This window comes from Blautia caccae, from assembly GCF_040095955.1.
Lineage (GTDB): Bacteria > Bacillota > Clostridia > Lachnospirales > Lachnospiraceae > Blautia > Blautia celeris.
The window spans coordinates 31822-51332 of the sequence record NZ_JBBMFP010000006.1 but is presented as its reverse complement, the minus strand read 5'-3'; the positions used below and the strand labels follow the sequence as shown (position 1 = coordinate 51332).

Annotated in this window: 18 protein-coding genes; 14 read left to right on the top strand and 4 right to left on the bottom strand. The window is 46.2% G+C overall.

The window, feature by feature from the left end; genetic code table 11:
* Positions 1 to 82 precede the first annotated feature (82 nt).
* Positions 83 to 577 (top strand): hypothetical protein, encoded by a 495-nt coding sequence (locus WMO65_RS08205; protein WP_033139493.1) that lies wholly within the window; start codon positions 83 to 85, stop codon positions 575 to 577.
* 69 nt (positions 578 to 646) lie between these two features.
* On the opposite strand, the gene WMO65_RS08200 is transcribed toward WMO65_RS08205, so the two are convergent.
* Together WMO65_RS08200 and pdxR are read right to left on the bottom strand one after the other, a co-directional pair.
* Positions 647 to 1855, bottom strand: coding sequence for an aminotransferase-like domain-containing protein (locus WMO65_RS08200; protein WP_148392696.1), 1209 nt, complete (start codon positions 1853 to 1855; stop codon positions 647 to 649).
* A 22-nt stretch (positions 1856 to 1877) separates the two neighbouring features.
* Positions 1878 to 3389 (bottom strand): MocR-like pyridoxine biosynthesis transcription factor PdxR, encoded by a 1512-nt coding sequence (pdxR, locus tag WMO65_RS08195; protein WP_148392695.1) that lies wholly within the window; start codon positions 3387 to 3389, stop codon positions 1878 to 1880.
* 398 nt (positions 3390 to 3787) lie between these two features.
* Here pdxR and WMO65_RS08190 point away from each other — a divergent pair, with 398 nt between their 5' ends.
* The 10 genes from WMO65_RS08190 to WMO65_RS08145 all read left to right on the top strand — a co-directional run bounded on the left by WMO65_RS08190 (position 3788) and on the right by WMO65_RS08145 (position 12960).
* The gene (locus tag WMO65_RS08190; protein ID WP_148392694.1) at positions 3788 to 4678 is read left to right on the top strand and encodes an MBL fold metallo-hydrolase; all 891 of its coding nucleotides are present in this window, start codon (positions 3788 to 3790) and stop codon (positions 4676 to 4678) included.
* Between the two features lie 2 nt (positions 4679 to 4680).
* A complete protein-coding gene (locus WMO65_RS08185; protein ID WP_148392693.1) occupies positions 4681 to 5166 on the top strand; it encodes a GNAT family N-acetyltransferase in 486 nt (161 codons plus the stop codon).
* A gap of 181 nt (positions 5167 to 5347) precedes the next feature.
* Positions 5348 to 6553: an aconitase X catalytic domain-containing protein gene (locus WMO65_RS08180; protein WP_148392692.1), complete on the top strand. Its 1206-nt coding sequence runs from the start codon at positions 5348 to 5350 to the stop codon at positions 6551 to 6553.
* Positions 6553 to 6960, top strand: coding sequence for an aconitase X swivel domain-containing protein (locus tag WMO65_RS08175; RefSeq protein WP_103730979.1), 408 nt, complete (start codon positions 6553 to 6555; stop codon positions 6958 to 6960). Before WMO65_RS08180 ends, WMO65_RS08175 begins: the two co-directional genes overlap by 1 nt.
* Positions 6961 to 6994: 34 nt before the next feature.
* Positions 6995 to 8095 (top strand): TRAP transporter substrate-binding protein, encoded by a 1101-nt coding sequence (locus WMO65_RS08170; RefSeq protein WP_148392691.1) that lies wholly within the window; start codon positions 6995 to 6997, stop codon positions 8093 to 8095.
* Between the two features lie 29 nt (positions 8096 to 8124).
* A complete protein-coding gene (locus WMO65_RS08165) occupies positions 8125 to 8649 on the top strand; it encodes a TRAP transporter small permease (protein WP_054351325.1) in 525 nt (174 codons plus the stop codon).
* Positions 8650 to 8652: 3 nt separating this feature from the next.
* Entirely contained in the window at positions 8653 to 9924 is a 1272-nt protein-coding gene (locus WMO65_RS08160; protein ID WP_103730981.1) for a TRAP transporter large permease, read from the top strand.
* An 11-nt stretch (positions 9925 to 9935) separates the two neighbouring features.
* Positions 9936 to 11192, top strand: a complete 1257-nt coding sequence (locus WMO65_RS08155) for a nickel pincer cofactor-dependent isomerase, group 22 (RefSeq protein ID WP_243128817.1) — start codon at positions 9936 to 9938, stop codon at positions 11190 to 11192.
* A 15-nt stretch (positions 11193 to 11207) separates the two neighbouring features.
* Positions 11208 to 12197 (top strand): uroporphyrinogen decarboxylase family protein, encoded by a 990-nt coding sequence (locus WMO65_RS08150; protein ID WP_243128816.1) that lies wholly within the window; start codon positions 11208 to 11210, stop codon positions 12195 to 12197.
* A gap of 94 nt (positions 12198 to 12291) precedes the next feature.
* Positions 12292 to 12960: a GntR family transcriptional regulator gene (locus WMO65_RS08145; RefSeq protein WP_103730983.1), complete on the top strand. Its 669-nt coding sequence runs from the start codon at positions 12292 to 12294 to the stop codon at positions 12958 to 12960.
* An 81-nt stretch (positions 12961 to 13041) separates the two neighbouring features.
* Here the strand turns inward: WMO65_RS08145 and WMO65_RS08140 are convergent, their stop codons facing one another.
* The gene (locus WMO65_RS08140; RefSeq protein WP_148392690.1) at positions 13042 to 14031 is read right to left on the bottom strand and encodes a serine hydrolase domain-containing protein; all 990 of its coding nucleotides are present in this window, start codon (positions 14029 to 14031) and stop codon (positions 13042 to 13044) included.
* Positions 14028 to 14882, bottom strand: coding sequence for a MerR family transcriptional regulator (locus WMO65_RS08135; RefSeq protein ID WP_148392689.1), 855 nt, complete (start codon positions 14880 to 14882; stop codon positions 14028 to 14030). Before WMO65_RS08135 ends, WMO65_RS08140 begins: the two co-directional genes overlap by 4 nt.
* Positions 14883 to 15038: 156 nt before the next feature.
* Between WMO65_RS08135 and WMO65_RS08130 the strand changes: the two genes are divergently transcribed.
* The 3 genes from WMO65_RS08130 to WMO65_RS08120 all read left to right on the top strand — a co-directional run bounded on the left by WMO65_RS08130 (position 15039) and on the right by WMO65_RS08120 (position 19456).
* Positions 15039 to 16106: a cobalamin B12-binding domain-containing protein gene (locus WMO65_RS08130; protein ID WP_148392688.1), complete on the top strand. Its 1068-nt coding sequence runs from the start codon at positions 15039 to 15041 to the stop codon at positions 16104 to 16106.
* Entirely contained in the window at positions 16103 to 17857 is a 1755-nt protein-coding gene (locus WMO65_RS08125; protein ID WP_148392687.1) for a putative bifunctional diguanylate cyclase/phosphodiesterase, read from the top strand. Before WMO65_RS08130 ends, WMO65_RS08125 begins: the two co-directional genes overlap by 4 nt.
* A gap of 66 nt (positions 17858 to 17923) precedes the next feature.
* Positions 17924 to 19456, top strand: coding sequence for an amidase family protein (locus tag WMO65_RS08120; protein ID WP_148392686.1), 1533 nt, complete (start codon positions 17924 to 17926; stop codon positions 19454 to 19456).
* Positions 19457 to 19511 lie beyond the last annotated feature (55 nt).

Sequence of the window (19511 nt, the reverse complement as noted above, 5' to 3'; positions counted from 1 at the left end):
ATCGGAAAATATAATGTTATAATTAATACAAGAAAATGAATGAAAATGCATGGCTTATTCAGAAATGGGGTGTAATTGGAATATGGCAGAATACAGGAATGATATAATGAAAAACGATGATTTTATTTGCCGCTATAAATCTGATGACTTCGCTTACTGGAATTGCAATTACATCTGCAGGGAAGCCTTCCTTTCAAGACAGCAGGCTTTTTTACTTACCCAGCTTCAGGAAACGAAATGGCTGCCGGTATTTCGCCTTGTAGTCTTGTATGAGACAAGCCATATACATGTGCAGGAATATAAAAATGTTTTTTATATGTCCAGCGGAATGGAGACGGAGGAGGAGATAAAGGAGTCAGGGGATAATCTGAATTATTTGTTTCAACTGGGGCTTTTAAAAGCTGATTTTTCAGAGCGGAACCGGTTATACATATATCACTTTCTGGAACAGGGAGATATTTTCCGGACATTTTACTCTAAATATAAGGGAATCCCGGATACGCGTCCCATAGTGGAACGAGGTACGGTTATACTGACAGAAGCGGGGAAAACGGCTGTCTTAGTTGGCAGAGAATAAACGGTGCCGCATAAAAATCCGATTATAAAAATCCGATATCGGTGGATCATAACCGATATCGGATGCATTTTACAAGTCTGAACTCTTTTTCTTTTCAGTGAATTCTTTTAGAGCTTTGCCCATACGCATAATTCCATCAGATATTTTGTCCTCCGGCATATTAGAAAAGTTTATCCGAAGGGTATTGCACTTTTTCGTGTTGGGGAAAAAGGAGTTTCCGGGGACAAAGGCCACGTTGTGTTCAAGACATTTTTCGAGCAGCTTTACAGTGTCTGTTTTTTCATTCAGCTCAATCCAGAGAAACAGTCCGCCCTCGGGCCTGGTGAATTTAATATCTGAGGGAAAAGCGCGGTGTATGGCTTCTATGGCTGTGTCGCGCCGTTTCCGGTATACTTCACGTATTTTATCAATATGAGCGTCAATATCATATTTTTCCAGATAGGCAGAGATGACCATCTGGGCTATGGTGTTGCACTGTAAATCTACGCCCTGTTTTACCAGGACATATTTGCGGATGACTTCTTTTTCTCCCGCGATCCATCCAATCCGGTAACCGGGGCAAAAGATTTTTGAAAAGGTACCGGTGCACAGGACATTGCCCGTTCGGTCAAAGGATTTGATGGAGGGCAGGAATTCACCTTCATATCTCAGCTCACCATAGGGATTATCCTCTACAACTGCCACATTGTATTTTGCGGAGATTTCAGCAAGCTGCTGTCTGCGCTTGAGACTCCAGGTCCTTCCTGTGGGATTTTGGAAATCAGGGACCACATAGATCAGCTTTGCGGTGGGGTTTTCCTTCAAAGCTTTTTCCAGTTCAGATATGATCATTCCGCTGTCATCTGTGGGAACCTCCGCAAAGCTGCATCCATATGCCTTGAACGCACTGATGGCGGCAAGATATGTAGGACTTTCGCACAGTACCACATCTCCTTCATCCAAAAATACCTTTCCCGAAAGATCCAGGGCCTGCTGGGAACCGTGCGTGATCAGTATGTTTTCATGGCAGAAGGAAGTGCCAAGCTGTGCGTTCATACGTGCGGCGATCCACTCCCGGAGGGGCTGATATCCTTCTGTGGTCGCATACTGCAGAGCGTGTTCTCCGTTGTGGTCCAGCACATAATTGTTGGCAGCTTTGATCTCCTCAATGGGAAACAGTTCAGGAGCCGGCAGGCCTCCTGCAAATGAAATGACTTCCGGCTGTTCTGTGAGTTTTAAAAGCTCCCTGATCTCGGAAGCGGTTACATATGACATTCTTCTTGCGTATTTATATTCCATGGAAATACTCCTTTAAAAATAATTATAATATTGGGTTTATTTCGTTTTCTGTTAAGGGATCACTCTCTGCGTGGGCTGTGATCAGTTCCCTCATCACATCACATAAAATTTTTACGCCGCGGACGATCCTGTCCCTGGGAGGAAAGGTATAGTTTAACCGGATATAGCCTTCCCCTTTCTGTTTGGTCAGATAGGCAGGCATGCCGGGCAGAATGGCAACACCGTTTTTGGCAGCCTGTGAAGCCAGCTGGTCGGCTGACAGGCCATCCGGAAGTCTGCACCACAGATAGTATCCGCCGTTTGGTATATTCCAGGAAAGCCCGCGGGGAGCATATCGGTTCAGGGCCTCCACCATCATATCCCTTCTTTCCCTATATTCCTTTCGTATGAGTTCCACATACTTTTCCATCTCCCCATTGACAATAAAACGCTCCACGATCTGTTGTGAAATGCAGCAGGAATGTAAATCTATAAGCTGACGGATACCGGAAAAATGGTGGATCAATTTCCTGTCTGCACAGATCCAGCCCAGACGCAGCCCGGGATAGATGGTTTTGGAAAAAGAACTGAGATAAATCACATTTCCGTTGGTGTCCATGGATTTTAAGGGGGCTGTGGTCTGGCCTTCAAAACTCAGTTCACTGTAGGGGTCATCCTCCAGAACGGGCACAGAATATTTGGCAGCCAGCTCCAGCAGCCGGACTCTCTTGGCAGTGCTCATGGTCACGCCGCAGGGGTTATGATAAGTGGGCATGGTGTAGATCAATTTCGGATGGTAGCGCATTAAGAGCTGTTCCAGAATCCTTACATCCATTCCGTCATGCTCCATGGGGACTGCCATAAGCCTGGCACCCATGGAACGGAAGCTCTGAATCGCCGGGAAAAAGGACGGTTCTTCAATCAGCACAATATCGCCGGGATTCAGAAAGGCACGTGCCGCAAGGTCGATACCTTCCTGGGCACCGGAAACGAGCATGATCTCGGAAGGATGGCAGAAACAGGAGCGCTTCTGCATGTATGAGGCCATGACCTTGCGCAGGGATGAAAAACCTGCCACAGGAGAGACCAGCATTCCCTTCGGGTTGGATAACAGCTCATGTTCAATTCCTTTGAAAGCCCGGACAGGCGGATTTTCAAAAGAGGCAATACCGGCGGCAAAGGATATGACATCCTTTTGATTCGCCATTTCCAGATATTTGTTGACATCAAAGGTGTCGCGGTTTTTTAGATAGTCGCTGAACAAATACTCCCACATGGGTTCTCTGCGGGAATCCGTTTTGCGGATTTTTTGGTCAGTTCCTCTGACGGCTGTGGTGCCCCTTCCCACATGGGAGGCCAGCAGACCATCCGCTTTTAATTCTTTATACGCGTTCAATACAGTTGTCCGGTTCACGCCCAGTGTATCCGCTAACTGACGTTCCGATGGGAACTGAAAGCCATCCGGGATCTCACCGGAAATGATCTGGGCCTGAATTTGTTCTGTGATCTGTCTGTATAAAGGTGTCTTTTTTGATTTGTCTATTTGAATTTGCATGGGTTCCTCCAATTGGTTTGGTCCAATTTGTATTATATACAAGGATTTGTGGGGCATCAACCACCAATTGAACTTAATTTTTTACAACCAATTTGAAAGATGGGAGGGGGACTTTTGTTTTATATGCCGCCTTTATGCAAAAGCAGGACCATATTTTCGCTGAAGAAAGTAAATCCGGACCGGAGTATGACCAGCGTTCTTCAGGGGATTGTTTTATTGCAGACAGAAAATATGTATGCTATATTTTATATAATCCTAAGGATCGTAAATGTAATATATACAGCATGATTTTTTATCCGAAATATGAGTGAAAGGGGTGTATTACCGTTCCCTATGCCGCTGCCGGAATGTAAAGTGTGCTGGCGCATGCGGGGGAACGGTAACAGCGGTATTTTATTATGTATGAACTGATACAGATCGGAGAGCGGAGTTATTATATTCAGAGTCCGGCAAAAATCGGAATCTATCTGGCAAATGATCAGGAGGTTTATCTGATCGACAGCGGCAATGACAAGGATGCAGGGAGAAAAATCCGTAAAATTCTGGAGCAGAACGGCTGGTCATTGAAAGCTATCCTAAACACACATTCCAATGCAGACCATATCGGCGGCAACCGTTATCTTCAGCAGCAGTACGGCTGTGACATATTTGCAAATGGGATGGAGGCTGCCTTCACAAAATACCCGCAGCTGGAGCCGGCGCTTCTGTATGGCGGATATCCCTTTCAGGATTTAAGGCATAAATTTTTGATGGCAGCCCCCAGTGAGGCGAAAGAGCTGACAGACATCGGCTTTCCAAAGGAGATAGAAGTGATTCCTCTGCCGGGGCATTTCCTTGATATGGTAGGGTTCAGAACCCCGGACCAGACAGTGTTTCTCGCTGACTGCCTAAGCAGTGCAGCTGCTCTGGAGAAATATCAGCTCACTTTTATTTATGATGTGGAAGCGTACTTAAATACACTGGAACGAGTAGCGGCTATGCAGGCGGAGATATTTGTTCCGTCTCATGCAGAGCCTGTAAAAGATATCCGTCCGCTGGCAGAATGCAACAGGAAGAAGGTTCTGGAGATTGCAGATCATATCACAGAGATCTGCCGGGAGCCAATCACATTTGAAGCATTGCTGCAAAGGCTCTTTTCCGATTATCAGATTACCATGACCTATGAGCAGTATGTGCTGGTAGGAAGTACAGTCCGTTCTTATTTATCTTATTTGAAAGACAGCGGAAAAATAGAGGGATACATTGAGAACAACAGTCTGTTGTGGAAAAAAATTCGGGAGGAAGGGTAACCATGTCGGAAAAACATCTGAAGTTCAGATATGCGGAAAGAAAAGACACAGCTCTTATACTGAAGTTTATAAAAGAGCTTGCCGCTTATGAAAAGATGGAACATGAGGTGATCGCCACAGAAGCGGTTTTGGAGGAGTGGATATTTGACAAAAAGAAAGCGGAAGTGATTTTTGCAGTGGTAGATAATGAAGAGATAGGTTTTGCACTGTTCTTTCATAATTTTTCCACCTTTTTAGGGCGTGCGGGGCTTTATCTGGAAGATTTATATGTAAAGCCAAAATACCGGGGAAATGGATATGGAAAGGGCATATTGAAAAAACTGGCTCAAATTGCAGTGGAGAGAGGCTGCGGGCGCCTGGAATGGTGGTGCCTGGACTGGAATAAACCAAGCATCGACTTCTATTTATCATTGGGAGCGGAGCCAATGGAAGACTGGACCGTTTACCGTATTGCCGGTGATACACTGAAGCAGTTATCCGTAAAATAGAAAAACAGTTACTTTTATCTCGGCCCAGAGGGCTGCCGTACTACCACGGCAGTCCTTTTTTGTTTTCACAAATCATAAGCGCGTCGGAAAAATGTCGAAAAACGTCGGAAAAGTGATTGACAATATTGAATACAAGAAATATAATAACTGTATACAGGTGATATGCGGGAGGAGGAATATTATGGAGTTAACGCAGGAACAACAGAATATGCTGGACGGTAAGTATGGGGAAGGTACAGCATACGCAATGAAAATCCAGGTAGCTATCGGAGAATCCTTTGATGCGCCCCGGATGGTGCCCATAACAAGGGCACATGTAGCTCTGTCCAATCAGGACGCGGATTTGTGGTTCGCGGAGAAACTGCTGAATGCGGGTGCATACTGCAGAGTCTCACCGACAGTGAACCCGGGGTTCTGTATTTCATTCTTTCAGGAGCGGAATATGGTGTCAGAGGAGGATGCTGATTTTATGCAGAGGACACATAACGCATATAAGGGGTTAGGTGCGACTCTGACATATAACTGCACTCCCTATGTTGCAACGAATGTCCCCAATTTCGGAGAGATTGTGGCTTTCTCGGAATCCAGTGCGACACCCTATGTGAATTCCGTGTGGGGAGCCAGAAGCAACCGGGAGGGAGCAAACAGTGCGTTATGCGCAGCGATCACGGGCTTTGTGCCGGAGTACGGTCTGCTTCTTGATGAGAACAGAAAGGGAAATATTCTGGTAGAAGTTAAGGCAGACATGAAATCCGATTTTGAGTATCATCTTCTCGGATACTGCGGACGAAAGATCGGAAGCGGGATTCCCGTATTTACCGGGCTTCCGAAACACATAGGGAAGGAAGCACTGACCAATCTGGGGGCCCAGCTCAATACTTCCGGTGCTTATGGCATGTACCATATTGTCGGCTGTACACCGGAAGCCCGGACTTTGGAACAGGCTTTTGGGGGAAAGGAACCGGAGCGCACAGTGACTATTACCAATGAAGATTTAGAGGAGATTCTGGAGGAAATATCAGCTGAAGGTAACAGGAAAATCGATTTTGCAATGTTCGGATGCCCCCATTTTACATTGGAACAGGCAAAGCATATCGCCGCAAGATTACAGGGTAAGAAACTGAAGAAAGAGATGTGGATTCTCACATCCTATCATGTAAAGGAATTGGCTGACAGAATGGGCATTACAGAGGTGATCGAGAAAGCCGGAGGGTATATTGTACCGGATTCCTGTCCGGATCAGCCCTGCTGGAAACATTTACAGGGAAAGACAGGCGTTACGGAATCTCCCAAGTGTGCATATTATCCCAAACGCAGAGGAATCAATTTCGTCATACGTGATCTGGACACATGTATTGATGCAGCACTGAACGGGGAGGTGGTCTGATGGAAAAGAAATTCAGATGTCATAAAATTTCAGAGGGGATTGTAGAAGGGGAAGCCTTGGTATCAGGCGATAATATCATGTTTTATCTCATCGAGCCGGACACGGGTAAAGTCATTGAGCCGGCCCATGCACTGGAAGGGCAGAGTATAGCGAAAAAGATCTTGATCTTCCCAAGTGGTAAAGGCAGCTCCGTAGTTCAGGCAGACGGTCTTTTTCAGCTTAACAAAAAGGACAATGCGCCGAAAGGGATGATCATCAGATACCCGGAAACCGTTCTTGTTTCCAGCGCCATCATTATGGATATCCCTATGGTGGATAAGGTGGATGAAGCGTTCTATGAAACAGTAAAATCAGGGGATCACATTCGGATCAATGCCGATGCAGGTGTAATAGAAATCTTAGATTAATGTTTCCGCGCGGGATGCGCAAGGAGGATAAAGAATGAAAAGATTAGCGGTTTTATTGGCTTGTGCACTTTGTGTTACCACTCTCTACGGATGCGGCAGCTCCGGCAGTGATGAGAAGAAAGAGGGGGCATCTGACACAAAACAGGAGCAAAAAGAAGAAGGCCGGCAGGAGGAGAGCCAGGAGGCGGATGCAGAGCTTGACGGGCTGGACCCTATCACCATAAAGTTTGCCAGTATAGGACCCGAAAGCGGTACCACACAGGCGGACGGGGAAGCTAAGTTTATAGAATATGTGGAGAAAGCGTCAGGGGGAAAGATTAAAGTGGACCATTATCCCAACGGAGCGCTGGGAGGAGATACGGAGATGCTGGAGGGCTGTGCCATGAATACGATCCAGGTCTGTAATCCTGCTATCTCTGTACTGACCACATATGATGAGAAATTTGGTATTCTGGATATGCCGTTTTTGTTTGATGACTATGAGTCCGAATTAAAGGCAGTGAACGAAGGTAAGCTGGGTGATGAATTTGACAAAATGCTGCAGGGCACTGGAATCCGCATCGGCGATACTTATTATTTTGGAGGTTACAGAGGGTTAAGCAACAGTGTGCGCCCGGTAGAATCGCCGGATGATATGAAAGGTCTTAAAATCCGTGTTATGGAGAGCCCTGTATATATTACAGCCTTTACGCTTATGGGAGCAAATCCCACACCGATGAGTTTCTCAGAGCTGTTTACAGCACTTCAGAACAAGACCGTGGACGGACAGGACAATGACCCGTCACTGACTTATACTTCACAATATTATGAGGTGCAGAAATATTACAGCAATCTGGAACATACCATATCCATCGGCTGCCTTGCCATGAGCGAAGAGTGGTACAACGGTCTGCCGGATGCCTATAAGAAAATTATTGACGAAGGGATTAAACAGCAGTCTGAGCTTGTCACAAAAGAGAGCCTCGAAATGTATGAATCCTACCTGAAACAGCTTGAGGATGCAGGCATGGAGGTGACAAAGATCACAGATGAAAACCGTGAAAAATTCAAAGAAGCGGTAGAGCCCATGTATGAAGAATATAAAGAAAAACTGGGGAACGAAATTTTTGACATTGCACAGGAGTTTAACAAGTAGACCGGACGGCAGCAAAAGGGGGAAGTTTTTTGAAGAAGGCTAAAGTTCTTGTTACCATATGGAATAAAATCGAAGAATACTTTCTCGTTTATTCCTTGATCCTGATGGTGGCGCTTGTTTTTATTCAGGTCATTATGAGGTACATATTTAATAATTCCCTGAGCTGGAGCGAGGAGCTGGTCCGCTATATTTTTATCTGGCAGATCTGGCTTGGCGCCAGCGTGGGGGCAAAAAACAATGACCACATCAGGATTGAAATATTCAGTAATAAATTAAAGCAAAAACCAAGAGAAGCACTGGAGATTGTCATTAACCTTATGATCTTTGTATTCTACCTGTTTCTCATATGGCAGGGGATTCAGTATCTGAAGACCGTGATCTCTACAAGCATGACTTCCACAGGACTGCAGATACCGTTATGGATTGTGTATATTTCACTGCCGGTTGGGTCAGCGGCTGTGGCAGTCCGTCTTGCCTGCAGGGTGGTATATGAAATCACACATTTCGGACATCTTCCTGTGCAGGAGACATCACAGGCAAAGGGGGTGGAGTAGAGTATGGAAATAGCAGTATTGTTCGGCAGTTTCTTTATCCTGCTTCTTTTAAGTGTTCCGGTGGGACATGCCATCGGAATCTCGGGTTTACTGAGTTTTCTTTTATGTACAGATTACTCACCTATGGTATTTATTAAAAGTTCCCTGTCAGGTACAGATTCCTTTACGCTTCTGGCTGTTCCGTTTTTTATGCTTGCCGGAAATCTTATGGCAACAGGCGGAATTGCCAAAAGAATCGTGAACTTTGCCGACAGCCTTCTCGGCTGGATGACAGGAGGTCTCTCTATTGTGACCACGATTGCCTGCATGTTTTTCGGCGCTGTTTCCGGTTCTGCCGTTGCGACAACCTCTGCCATCGGCTCTTTCATGATACCGGAGATGGAGAAAAAAGGATATGACAAAGACTTTTCAGCAGCATTAGCGGCAGCGGCGGGTTCTGTAGGCGTTATCATTCCGCCCTCTGTGCCTCTTGTCATTTACGGTGTGGCTGTCAATGCATCTGTCAAAGACCTGTTTACAGCAGGTATCTTGCCGGGCATCATGATGGGCATTGCCATGATCATCGTCTGTGTCATCACCTCCAAAAAACATGGATGGAAAGGTGACGCAAAACGCCCGGAACTGAAGAAGGTGTGGAAGGCATTCAGGGAAGGGTTCTGGGCACTGCTGATGCCGGTTATTATCCTGGGTGGAATCTACAAGGGTATCTTTACTCCCACAGAGGCATCTGTGGTATCGGTTGTCTATTGTATCTTTGTCAGTATGTTTGTGTATAAAGAAATGGACCTGAAGGGCCTGTATAAAGGATTTCTGGGAATCGTGAATCTTTGCGGCATTACCCTGTTTATGATGGGGTTTGCCAATGCTTTTTCCTATTTCCTTACCATTGAGCAGATCCCTAACAGACTGACGGAACTGTTCCTGGGAATCAGTCATAATAAATTCGTGATCCTGCTTATGATCAATATTCTGCTTTTGATCGTGGGATGTGTGATTGACAATATTCCGGCTACAATCATTCTGGCCCCTATTCTTCTGCCGGTCGTAGAAGCGATCGGGATGAGCCCTATTACATTTGGTGTAATGCTCACCATGAACCTGGCGATTGGATTCATTACCCCGCCGTACGGCATCAATCTTTTTATGGCAACTGCCGTTTCGGGGGTTCCCATGGATGCCATGATGAAGAGGATAGGCGGTCTGCTGGTATCGCTTCTGGTGGTATTGATGCTGATCACCTATGTGCCATGGTTTACAATGGGATTCCTGGGATAGGAGAAGCCTAAATGAAAGCGAGGTTGGAAATGCCGCTATTATTGCCTGAAGATTATGATATAAAAATCCCCCCTCTTTACAAAGTACGCCAGGTGTTCGGCAGAGATACTCTGCCGGACATCAAGGCGGCAGTGCAAAAGGAGTTTCAAAGGGAAGAGATACGTGATAAAATAAAACCGGGAATGCGTGCAGCAGTTGCTGTAGGCAGCCGTGGTATTCGCAATTTGCCGCTGATCATAAAAACGATTCTGGAGGAACTGAAAATACTTGGCGCAAAGCCCTATATTGTCTCCGCCATGGGCAGCCATGGAGGGGGAACCGAGGAGGGACAGAGAAAAGTTCTGTATGGCTATGGGATTACGGAGGAAGCCATGCAGGTACCGATCATCACTACTACAGAGGTGGTATGTCTGGGAGAGATTTCAGGCGGAAGAAAGGTATATTTTGACAAATCCGCTTTGGAAGCAGACGTGATCATTCCGGTCAACAGAGTGAAGCTGCATACGGATTTTGTGTCCGACATACAGAGCGGCCTCTGTAAAATGCTTGTCATCGGTCTGGGTAACCACAGGGGATGTACGGAGATTCATGAGGCTGATTTTTCCATATTTGGGGAAGTGATAAAAGAGGCAGCATCCTTGATATTGGAGAAGGCACCGGTTGTTTTTGGGGTTGCCGTTTTGGAAAATGCCTATGATGAGACTTGTCGGATTGAAGCTGTCCCGGCGGAGATTCTGATCAGACGGGAACAAGAGCTGGTGAGGGAAGCAAGAAAAAATATGCCGGTGCTGATGATTCCGAAGATTGATATCCTCATAGTTGAGGCTATCGGAAAAGACATATCAGGAGCCGGATTTGACCCCAATATCCTTGGGAAAAGTTATATTCTCAAAGAATTTGTCCTGTCGGTTCCAAGGATAGACAAGATGATACTTCTGGATATATCCCCGGCCTCCCATGGTAACGGAATCGGTCTCGGGATATTTGATATCATCACACGGAAAGTCTTTGAGCAGCTTGATTATGAAGCTATGTATGCAAATGCGATTGCGGTAAAATGTGTGGATGACTGTAAAATCCCACTCATAGCCGAGGATGAGGAAGAAGCGGTGAAGATCGCAGTAAAAATCCTGAGAAATGCGGATAAAGAGAATCTCAGAATCGTAAAGATAAAAAATACCATCGAGCTGGAAGAAATCATGGTATCCCATGCGCTTCTGGGCGAAGTGGAAAAAAATCCCTGCCTGGTTCTGGAAAATAAGTCGTGAGATGAGGAGGCCGAGATGAAGGTCAAAGAAAATTTGTGGGAAACGATCCGATATGGAAAGCCGGATGCCCTGATCAATGAATGGGAGGCATTTTCTTTTATATCGGATCCTGTTACAGCATATATGTCTGTAGCTGAGAGGGGAAAAACGAAAGTAAATCCATGGGGAGTGACCGTATACTGGGGGGAAGACGAACCGGGCTCCATGCCTCTGATCAATGATAAGACAAAGGTATGTAAAGATATCTGCAGATGGAGGGAATATGTGAAGGTACCGGATATCAGAAAGGTTCCCATGGACTGGAGTAGAGCGGTGGAAGATACCAGGAGGATACGCGGGGAAGGCAGGCTTTCTATAGCTATGATGGCCTCCGGTTTGTTTGAACAGACCCATGCGTTAATGGGATTTGAAGACGTTTTTATTGCCATGCTGGAGGAACCGGAGGCCATGCATGAACTTCTGGACTGCATTTTGGATTTTAAATTGACCTGGTGCCGGATGTTGGCAGAAAACTGCAGGCCTGATGCCGTTCTCTTTCATGATGATTGGGGTTCTAAGAAAAGTCTTTTTGTAAGCCGGGATACATGGGCTGCATTTTTTAAAGAGAGATACAGAAAAATATATGGTTATCTCAGAGAAAACGGGGTACTTGTCATCCACCACGCGGACTGTTACTGTGAGACGATCGCAGAAGATATGGCAGAGATCGGTGTGGATGTATGGCAGGGTGTTACTCCTGAGAATAATATTCCGAAAATGCAGAAACGCCTCAGAGGGAAAATGGCTTTCATGGGCGGACTGGATGCGTCTGTGATCGATGTGCCGGATCACAAGGAGGATATCATAAGGGGGGAGGTAAGAAGGGCCTGTGAGGAATACGTGCCTGGAGGAGGATTCATTCCCTGTCTGACATACGGAGGTGATGACGGCAGTATTTATCCGGAAGTGGATGAGATTGTCAAAGATGAGATTGCAAAGTGGAGCCGGGCATATTTCCACAGTTAATGACCGGGATTTACAAAATGCGTCAGGAATGCGGCTTGACGGAGCAGTATAAATGATGCTAAACTAATCCTAGTCTAAAAGCAGGTGGTAAAATATGGAAGTCAGTAATTTTGTAAAGAAAGGAAGTACCAGAAATCGTACGGAGATTGCCTATGATAAGATAAAGGATTCCATATGCAGTGGTGCGATTAAGCCGGGGGAGATTCTCAGTGAATCCCAGATTGCGGCAGAGCTGGAAATGAGCCGGACGCCTGTCCGGGAAGCGCTGCGTATACTGGCCAGTGAAGATTTGGTAGTGATTAAAAACGGCATTGGAGCCTATGTGACAGAGATATCGGAGAAAGGAACGAAAGATTTGTTCGCCGTCCGTAAGCCTCTTGAGATATTGGCATCCAAGTCTGCCATCCATAACATAACAAAAGAGGAAATCCGGCAGATGGAAGAAATCTTCCAGAAGCTGCGGGTACTGGATGAGTCAGGGGCCCGGGTGGACAAAAAGATGTTCACGGATATGGACTGGGCTCTTCATGATTTGATCATTGACAAGTGTGACAATCAATATGTAAAAAATATTATGGCAAATATCAATGCCAATATTAAAAGGCTCCAGATATCGTCCTTCTATGCATTAAATGATATGCAGGAAAGTACGGCCCAGCATCTGAGGATTTTGCGTCTTCTTGAAAAAAAGGAAGAGGACGCGCTTGAGAAGGCGTTGGCGGATCATGTGGAGTGGTCCATGCGGGCGCTTCTCAGAAGCTGAACATAAGAGCTGTTGTAAATAAGGCTGTCTATGATAAATTCCTTATCATAGACAGCCTTATTGTATACCGCATTGTTCATTTTACAGGGAACCGGTATCAAAAACCGGTTCAATATATTCTTTGATCAATCCAATCCGGTCTTTTGCCTTTGGTGTAAAAAGAGCGGCGATGGAAACCACCAAGTTTTTCTCTTTGTTCACATAGATCGTATTTCCCCCGTCTCCCATGGCAGCAAAAGTATTCGCATTCTCATCGCATAGCCACCATAAATATCCATAGGGAAGATCCTGTTTTTTCCATCGGCTGTGTTCTTTTGTACTCTCGTCTATCCAGCTTTTGGATACGATTTCCCGGCCCTCCCACATGCCGCCGTTTAAATATAATTGTCCTATTTTTGCCATGTCAGCCGGTGACAGGGTAAGCCCCCAGCCCGCTGCGTTGTTGCCGGCTTCATCCGAGACCCAGCCGCTTATATCCGTGGCGCTGTTGAACGCCATCTGTTCCTCTTTGCTGTGAAAAATAATATTTTTTTCAACAGTGATTCCCAGAGGAGAGAATAAATGTTCAGATGCAAAGGCAAAGACAGAGCAGCCCGAGGTCTTTGCGAGGATACCGGATAAAAGGTCCGGCCCGATGAGCGGTGCATAACGGAATTTACCAATCTGTCCTTTGCCGCCCAATTGCTCAAGGCTGAATTTCACCCAGTCATCGCTGGTAAAATATTTTAGGTAGGGGGCAAATTTGTATTTGTAGGGTGCAGTCATTGTGAGCAGGTTTTCAAGGGTAATGTTCCGGATGGAGTCCATAGTATTCGTCACAGTGTATTCCGGGAAAAAATCCAATACCTTCTGATGGATGCTTTTGATATATCCCCGGTCCAGCGCGATTCCGATCAATATGGACAGAATGCTTTTGGTGACTGAGTAAACATGAATGCGGCAGTTGGATGTGCAGCCGTTAAAGTAGTTTTCATATTCTGTTCTGCCGTTTTTTAAAACAACGATGCCTGCAGTATTGCTGTAATCCCTGCAGATGGTTTTTTCAAGTTCTGTAATCTTTTCCTGATTCATTTTTTCTCCTTACTGTTTGGGTGAAATGATGCCTTTTTCTTAACGGGATAATAAATTTCCGTGGTCAGTTCGCTTTCCGATGAGACCTGGGAGGGGTCGGTGATGTACACTTCGCAGAGCGGGCCGTTTCCCTCGTATCCTTCCATCTCTGCCCATCTCCGCTGCTTTGCATAGACAGAGGGCAGCGCGGAGTAGGGACCGTGCAGGACAGTTTTTAGGCAGAGACCGGGAGTGTGGTCCCTTGTCCCTGTGACATATTCTTTAACCGGAATGGCAAATTCGGTATCCAGGCCAAAGGGACTGAATTCCTCACTGTGGAACAGTACCATTGGGGGCGCGGTGACTGTCAGTTTATTCTCCCGGATCACTTTGAATAATCGTCCGTAGCATTTTGCATATTCCTGTGGATACTCGCCTTCCCGTACCATCTTCCGGACAGACAGAAGATACATTTGGGGAACCTCCGTGAGCTGGATCTCAATGGTATCCAGATAGGACATAATGGATTTTCCCTGCTTTAGGTTTTCTATATCCTGATTCATCTGTTCCAGGGTTTTTTCATATTCCAGGAGCTGTTTTTTCATGTCCTGCTCCTTTTTTATAAGCGCGAGGCAGAGAGCTTCCTCCGGCAGTTCTTCGGAATGAAGAATGGATTTGATCTCATCCAGAGAAAAGCGGTAGGATTTCAGACGGTTGATGAAGAGCATGGTTTCCAGCTGGCTGATAGAATAATACCGATATCCGTTTTCCGGATCGATCTCTTCCGGATGGATCAATCCGATTTCCGCGTAGTAGCGGAGTGTCTTGGCAGACACCTTGCAGATGGATGAAAATTCACCTATTGATAACAAAGCATATCCTCCTTGCGGCGTGTTTCTGATCACCCTTATGTTACACCTTGCCCTAAGGGCAAAGTCAACAGGGAATATAAAAGAAAAGATGTAAATTTCTGCCAATATTTGTTATAATGAATCTGTTACAAATTATGTGGTAAAGTAGATGAGAAGATGGGATTATTAAAGTTTGAATCAGAACCGGAGTTTGGGAAACTGGCGGAATATGTATCTGCCTGTCAGCCCTGCGGCGCATTAGAGGCAGAAGGATACTGTGCGCCGGAGAAAAGGCTTTTTCGGGAATATACCGGGTTTACTGTGGATTTTCTGTATGCATCTGTGCAGTTGGATGACAAAAAGATATTTGAGGACTACGTTTTGTGGTTTTATGAGCTTCTCTGTCCTGTTATGGCAGATATGCCGAAACATAGAGTGCGTGCCCTTCTTCTGCGCCACTTTTCAGTAGTCGAAAACGGCGCGGAGCAGATTTTTGCCGGGGCAGGGCTTAAAAAACTGAAAAGGTTTATCGGCTACGGGAAGAGGGCTGCAGAAGACGCCGAAGTGACAGGGAAATCTCCGGAGCCGTTAAGGTACGGGAAATACGAAAAAGAGCGGCAGCGGTACTTAGATGCGCTTATGCGGTCAGATACAAAAAGTGCAGTCGCTGTGGCAGCGGAGTTTTTACAGACCGGAATTCCTGTTGAGGATATTCTGGTGGAAATCTTGGGGGAAACCATGAGAGGGGTGGGAGAGCTATGGCACAGCCATCAGATTTCCGTGGACATGGAACATTATTGTACATCCACCACCCAGCTTGCGTCAGCGCAGCTGTATCCTGTTATTTTTCGGCAGAGGCGGAAGGAGAAAAAGGTACTGGCAGCATGCGTGGGAAGTGAGCTGCATGAAATGGGAGCCCGCATGACAGCGGATCTTTTTGAATACAATGGATGGGACAGTATCTATCTGGGAGCGGGGGCAGATATTTCTTATGTCCTGAAACAGATACAAGACCACAGGCCTGATCTGGCGGCGTTTTCAGTGAGTATGCCTCAGTATTTGGTTCAGTGCCAGGAGATGGTTGACAGGCTAAAAGCATGTTATCCTGACCTGAAGATCGCAGTGGGAGGCAATGCGTTTCAGAGTTTGAGTAAAATACAGGGGAACTGGAGGATAGATGTATATGCCCGGGATGCAAGGGAACTTGTGCGGTGGGCGGATGATACATTTGCAGATGAGATATGATTGGTTATCTTGCATTATGTGATTTGCACTGGAAGATTACGAAAGTAATCCGCAGCATTCCTGTAAGCCTGGCAGAGCCGGGACAGGATGCAAGGGAGATTTTTGCGGACAGGGAGGTTCTGGACAGGCTTTTGGAGCAGGATACAGAACAGATGGTTTCTGCCCGCAGGCAGCTTCGGGGAAAAGAGCACCTATCTGTGTTTGTCACAGTAAAGCCTGTCAGGGAACAGGTACTGCTGTCTGTATACGATATGGAAAATGCAGACTGGCTGCCCCGGATGGCAGAGCTGCAGCTTTCTGCCCTGGATGAATTGGCTTCTCTTGGAACAGGACCTTACGGGGAGTCATATTTTGAAATCCAAAAGGTAAACAACCGGCTCATCAATTCCCAGAGAGCGCTTGCAAAAGCAAATGTACTGCTGAAAGAGACACTAGAGGAGATGCGCAGGGCGGAAAACACCATTGAGATCCTTAAAAGAGATCCGGTTACCAATCTTCTCACGGAGAAGATATTTTATGAACGGGCACAGGTAATGCTTGAGGAGAATCCGGGACAGGCGTTTGATATAATCGCAGTAGATATAGAGCGGTTTAAAATTATCAATGATGCATTCGGAACGGCTGCGGGAAACCAGCTTCTCAGCGATCTTTCCGTCTGCTTACTGGATATCAGAGTGGACGAAAAGTCTCTGTTTGCAAGGATAAGGGCAGACCTTTTTGCGGTGCTGGTTCCCCGTGAAGAAGGGGTGTATGGAAGGCTGGAACACAGTCTTAACTGTTTTTTGAAAAATTATCCGCTGCCTATGCGCCTCACTGTAAAAATCGGCGTTTACCAGATTGAAGAGCGGGATATTCCTGTGGAAAGAATGTGTGACAGGGCATTTATCGCAGCAGGCAGCATTAAGGGAATGTATGCGGAAAAGATAGTCTTCTACAATAATGCCATGCGGGAAAAAATGCTTTTTGAACAGAAGATTTTAGATACCATGGTTGAGGCGCTTGAACAGGGACAATTTCAGATCCATCTGCAGCCAAAGGTCAGAGTAAACACAGAGGAAGTAGTTGGCGCTGAGGCTCTGGTGCGATGGGAACATCCGGAGCTGGGGCTGCTGTCACCGGCTGACTTTTTGCCTGTTTTTGAAAGGAATGGATTTATCTATTCCCTGGATCTGTATGTCTGGCATAAGGTCTGCTCTGCCATGCAGCGGTGGAGGCAGATGGGAGGAGCGGATATTCCTGTGGCCGTAAATGTTTCACGCATGGACATCTATCATGGAGACCTTCCGTCCCTCTTTACTGAACTGGTAAAGGATTACGGCCTAGAGCCGAAAAACCTTCATCTTGAGATAACGGAATCCGCATACATATCAGATTCCAGGCAGCTTCTTTTGGTAGTGGAACAGCTCAGAAAAACAGGATTTGTGGTTGAGATGGATGATTTCGGAAGCGGATACTCGTCCTTGAATATGCTGTCAGAGCTGCCGGTTGACGTGTTGAAGCTGGATCTTAAATTTCTGCGCACAGGGACAGATGCCGGTCGAAGACACCGGATCATGCAGGCAGTCATTGACTTGGCCCATACGCTCCATCTTCTGGTCATAGCGGAAGGTGTGGAGACAAAAGAAGAATCTCTGCTCTTGGAAGAGATGGGCTGTCAGTATGCACAGGGATATTATTATGGGAGGCCTGTGCCGGAAAATGAATTTGAGAAACGTTTTCTTCATTTGGAGTGCCAAAAGAAAGAGTATTAAATCCCGGAAGGTATATAATAAGAATATGGATTTATTAAGGTACCCTGAATAAAAATGGAGGAAACAATGAGTAAGAAGCTTAAAATAACAATACGTTTGGTTTTACTGTTTTTCATATTAGCGGTGGGAGCGGTCATTCTGTATATAAAAAAGACAGCGCCGCCCGGTGAGGAATGGATTGCATACAACAATGATAAGGTCATAGAAGCCATTGACAGACAGCTTCAGGCCATAGATACGGATTCCCTGATCAGAGAAAAAGAGCAGTATGTGGTCGGAAAAAGTATTGAGGAGATCCAGAAGGCTGTAAAAGAAGGGCAGATCACCTATGAGGAGCTTACAGCGGTGTGCTTATACCGTATAAAAACGCTGGATCAAAAGGAAAAGGGGTATAATTCGGTCATATCCATTAATGAACATGCTATGGAGGAGGCAGTAAAAAGAGACTCCGGTATCAGGGAAACAGGGAAAGAGACCTCCGGAATTTACGGTATCCCTGTCATGCTTAAGGATAACATCAATACTTCTGACATGCCGACCAGTGCCGGAGCGGAGGCATTTTCCGCTTTCTGCCCGTCTGAGGATGCCGAACTGGTAAAAAAGCTGAAGGAAAATGGTGCGGTTATTTTAGGGAAAAACAATCTGTCTGAGTTTGCAAACTATGTATCCAGTGTTATGCCATCCGGATACAGCGGAAATAAAGGGCAGACGGTCAATCCATTCGGGCCGCTGAAAATATCTCCCTCCGGTTCAAGCAGCGGCAGCGCGGTGGCGGTTACAGCGGATCTGGTTCCGGTTTCCGTAGGTACAGAGACGGATGGCTCGATTGTGGCTCCGTCCTCCGCTAACTCAGTGGTAGGATTCAAGCCCACCAGAGACAGCATATCAGGGGAGGGAATCTTGCCGCTGATCAGGAAAATAGATACAGCCGGGCCCATTGCAAAAAGTGTGAAGGATGCCGCCATCGCTTACGAGGGGGCGACAGGTGCACAGATATCCCAGGATTTTGACAAAGATGCTTTGTCAGGAAAAACCATCGGCATTGTCTCATATGAATATAACGATGCCGGGATGCTGTCAGAATTAAAAAAGAAACTGCAGGAACTGGGGGCAGACACTGTTGACGTGGAATTAGATGCCGGTAAGGTTACTGTTTTTAATCTCATCCATCTTACCTTCCGAAAAGATTATGAGGATTACGCGGCAGAGTATGGCCTTCCCATGAAGACTTTAAAGGATTTGCTGAGATACAATGAAGAAGAACCAAAGAGAAGAATCAAATACGGGCAGGACTGGCTGGAAGAAGCGGAAAATGCTCCGGGTACGGATGATGAGATCAGCAAATCCATTCAGACTGCAGATCAGGTATTAGACACACTGTTCCGGGAAAAAAATCTGGACGGAATCGCCTTTTTGAACAGTACGGCTTCCACATACCCCGCAGCGGCCGGATATCCGGAATTGACGGTACCGTTTGGTGCGGATAAGAACAACGTACCGCAGGGAATAACCTTTGCGGCTCGGCCGGGAGAGGATGAAAAGCTGTTAAATTTGGGGTATAGTTTTGAGAGCCATGTAAATGGACGTTTAACACTTTAGGGAAGAAAGCCGCCGCGGGGAAGTAAAACATGTCCCCATGGCGGCTGTTTTCATA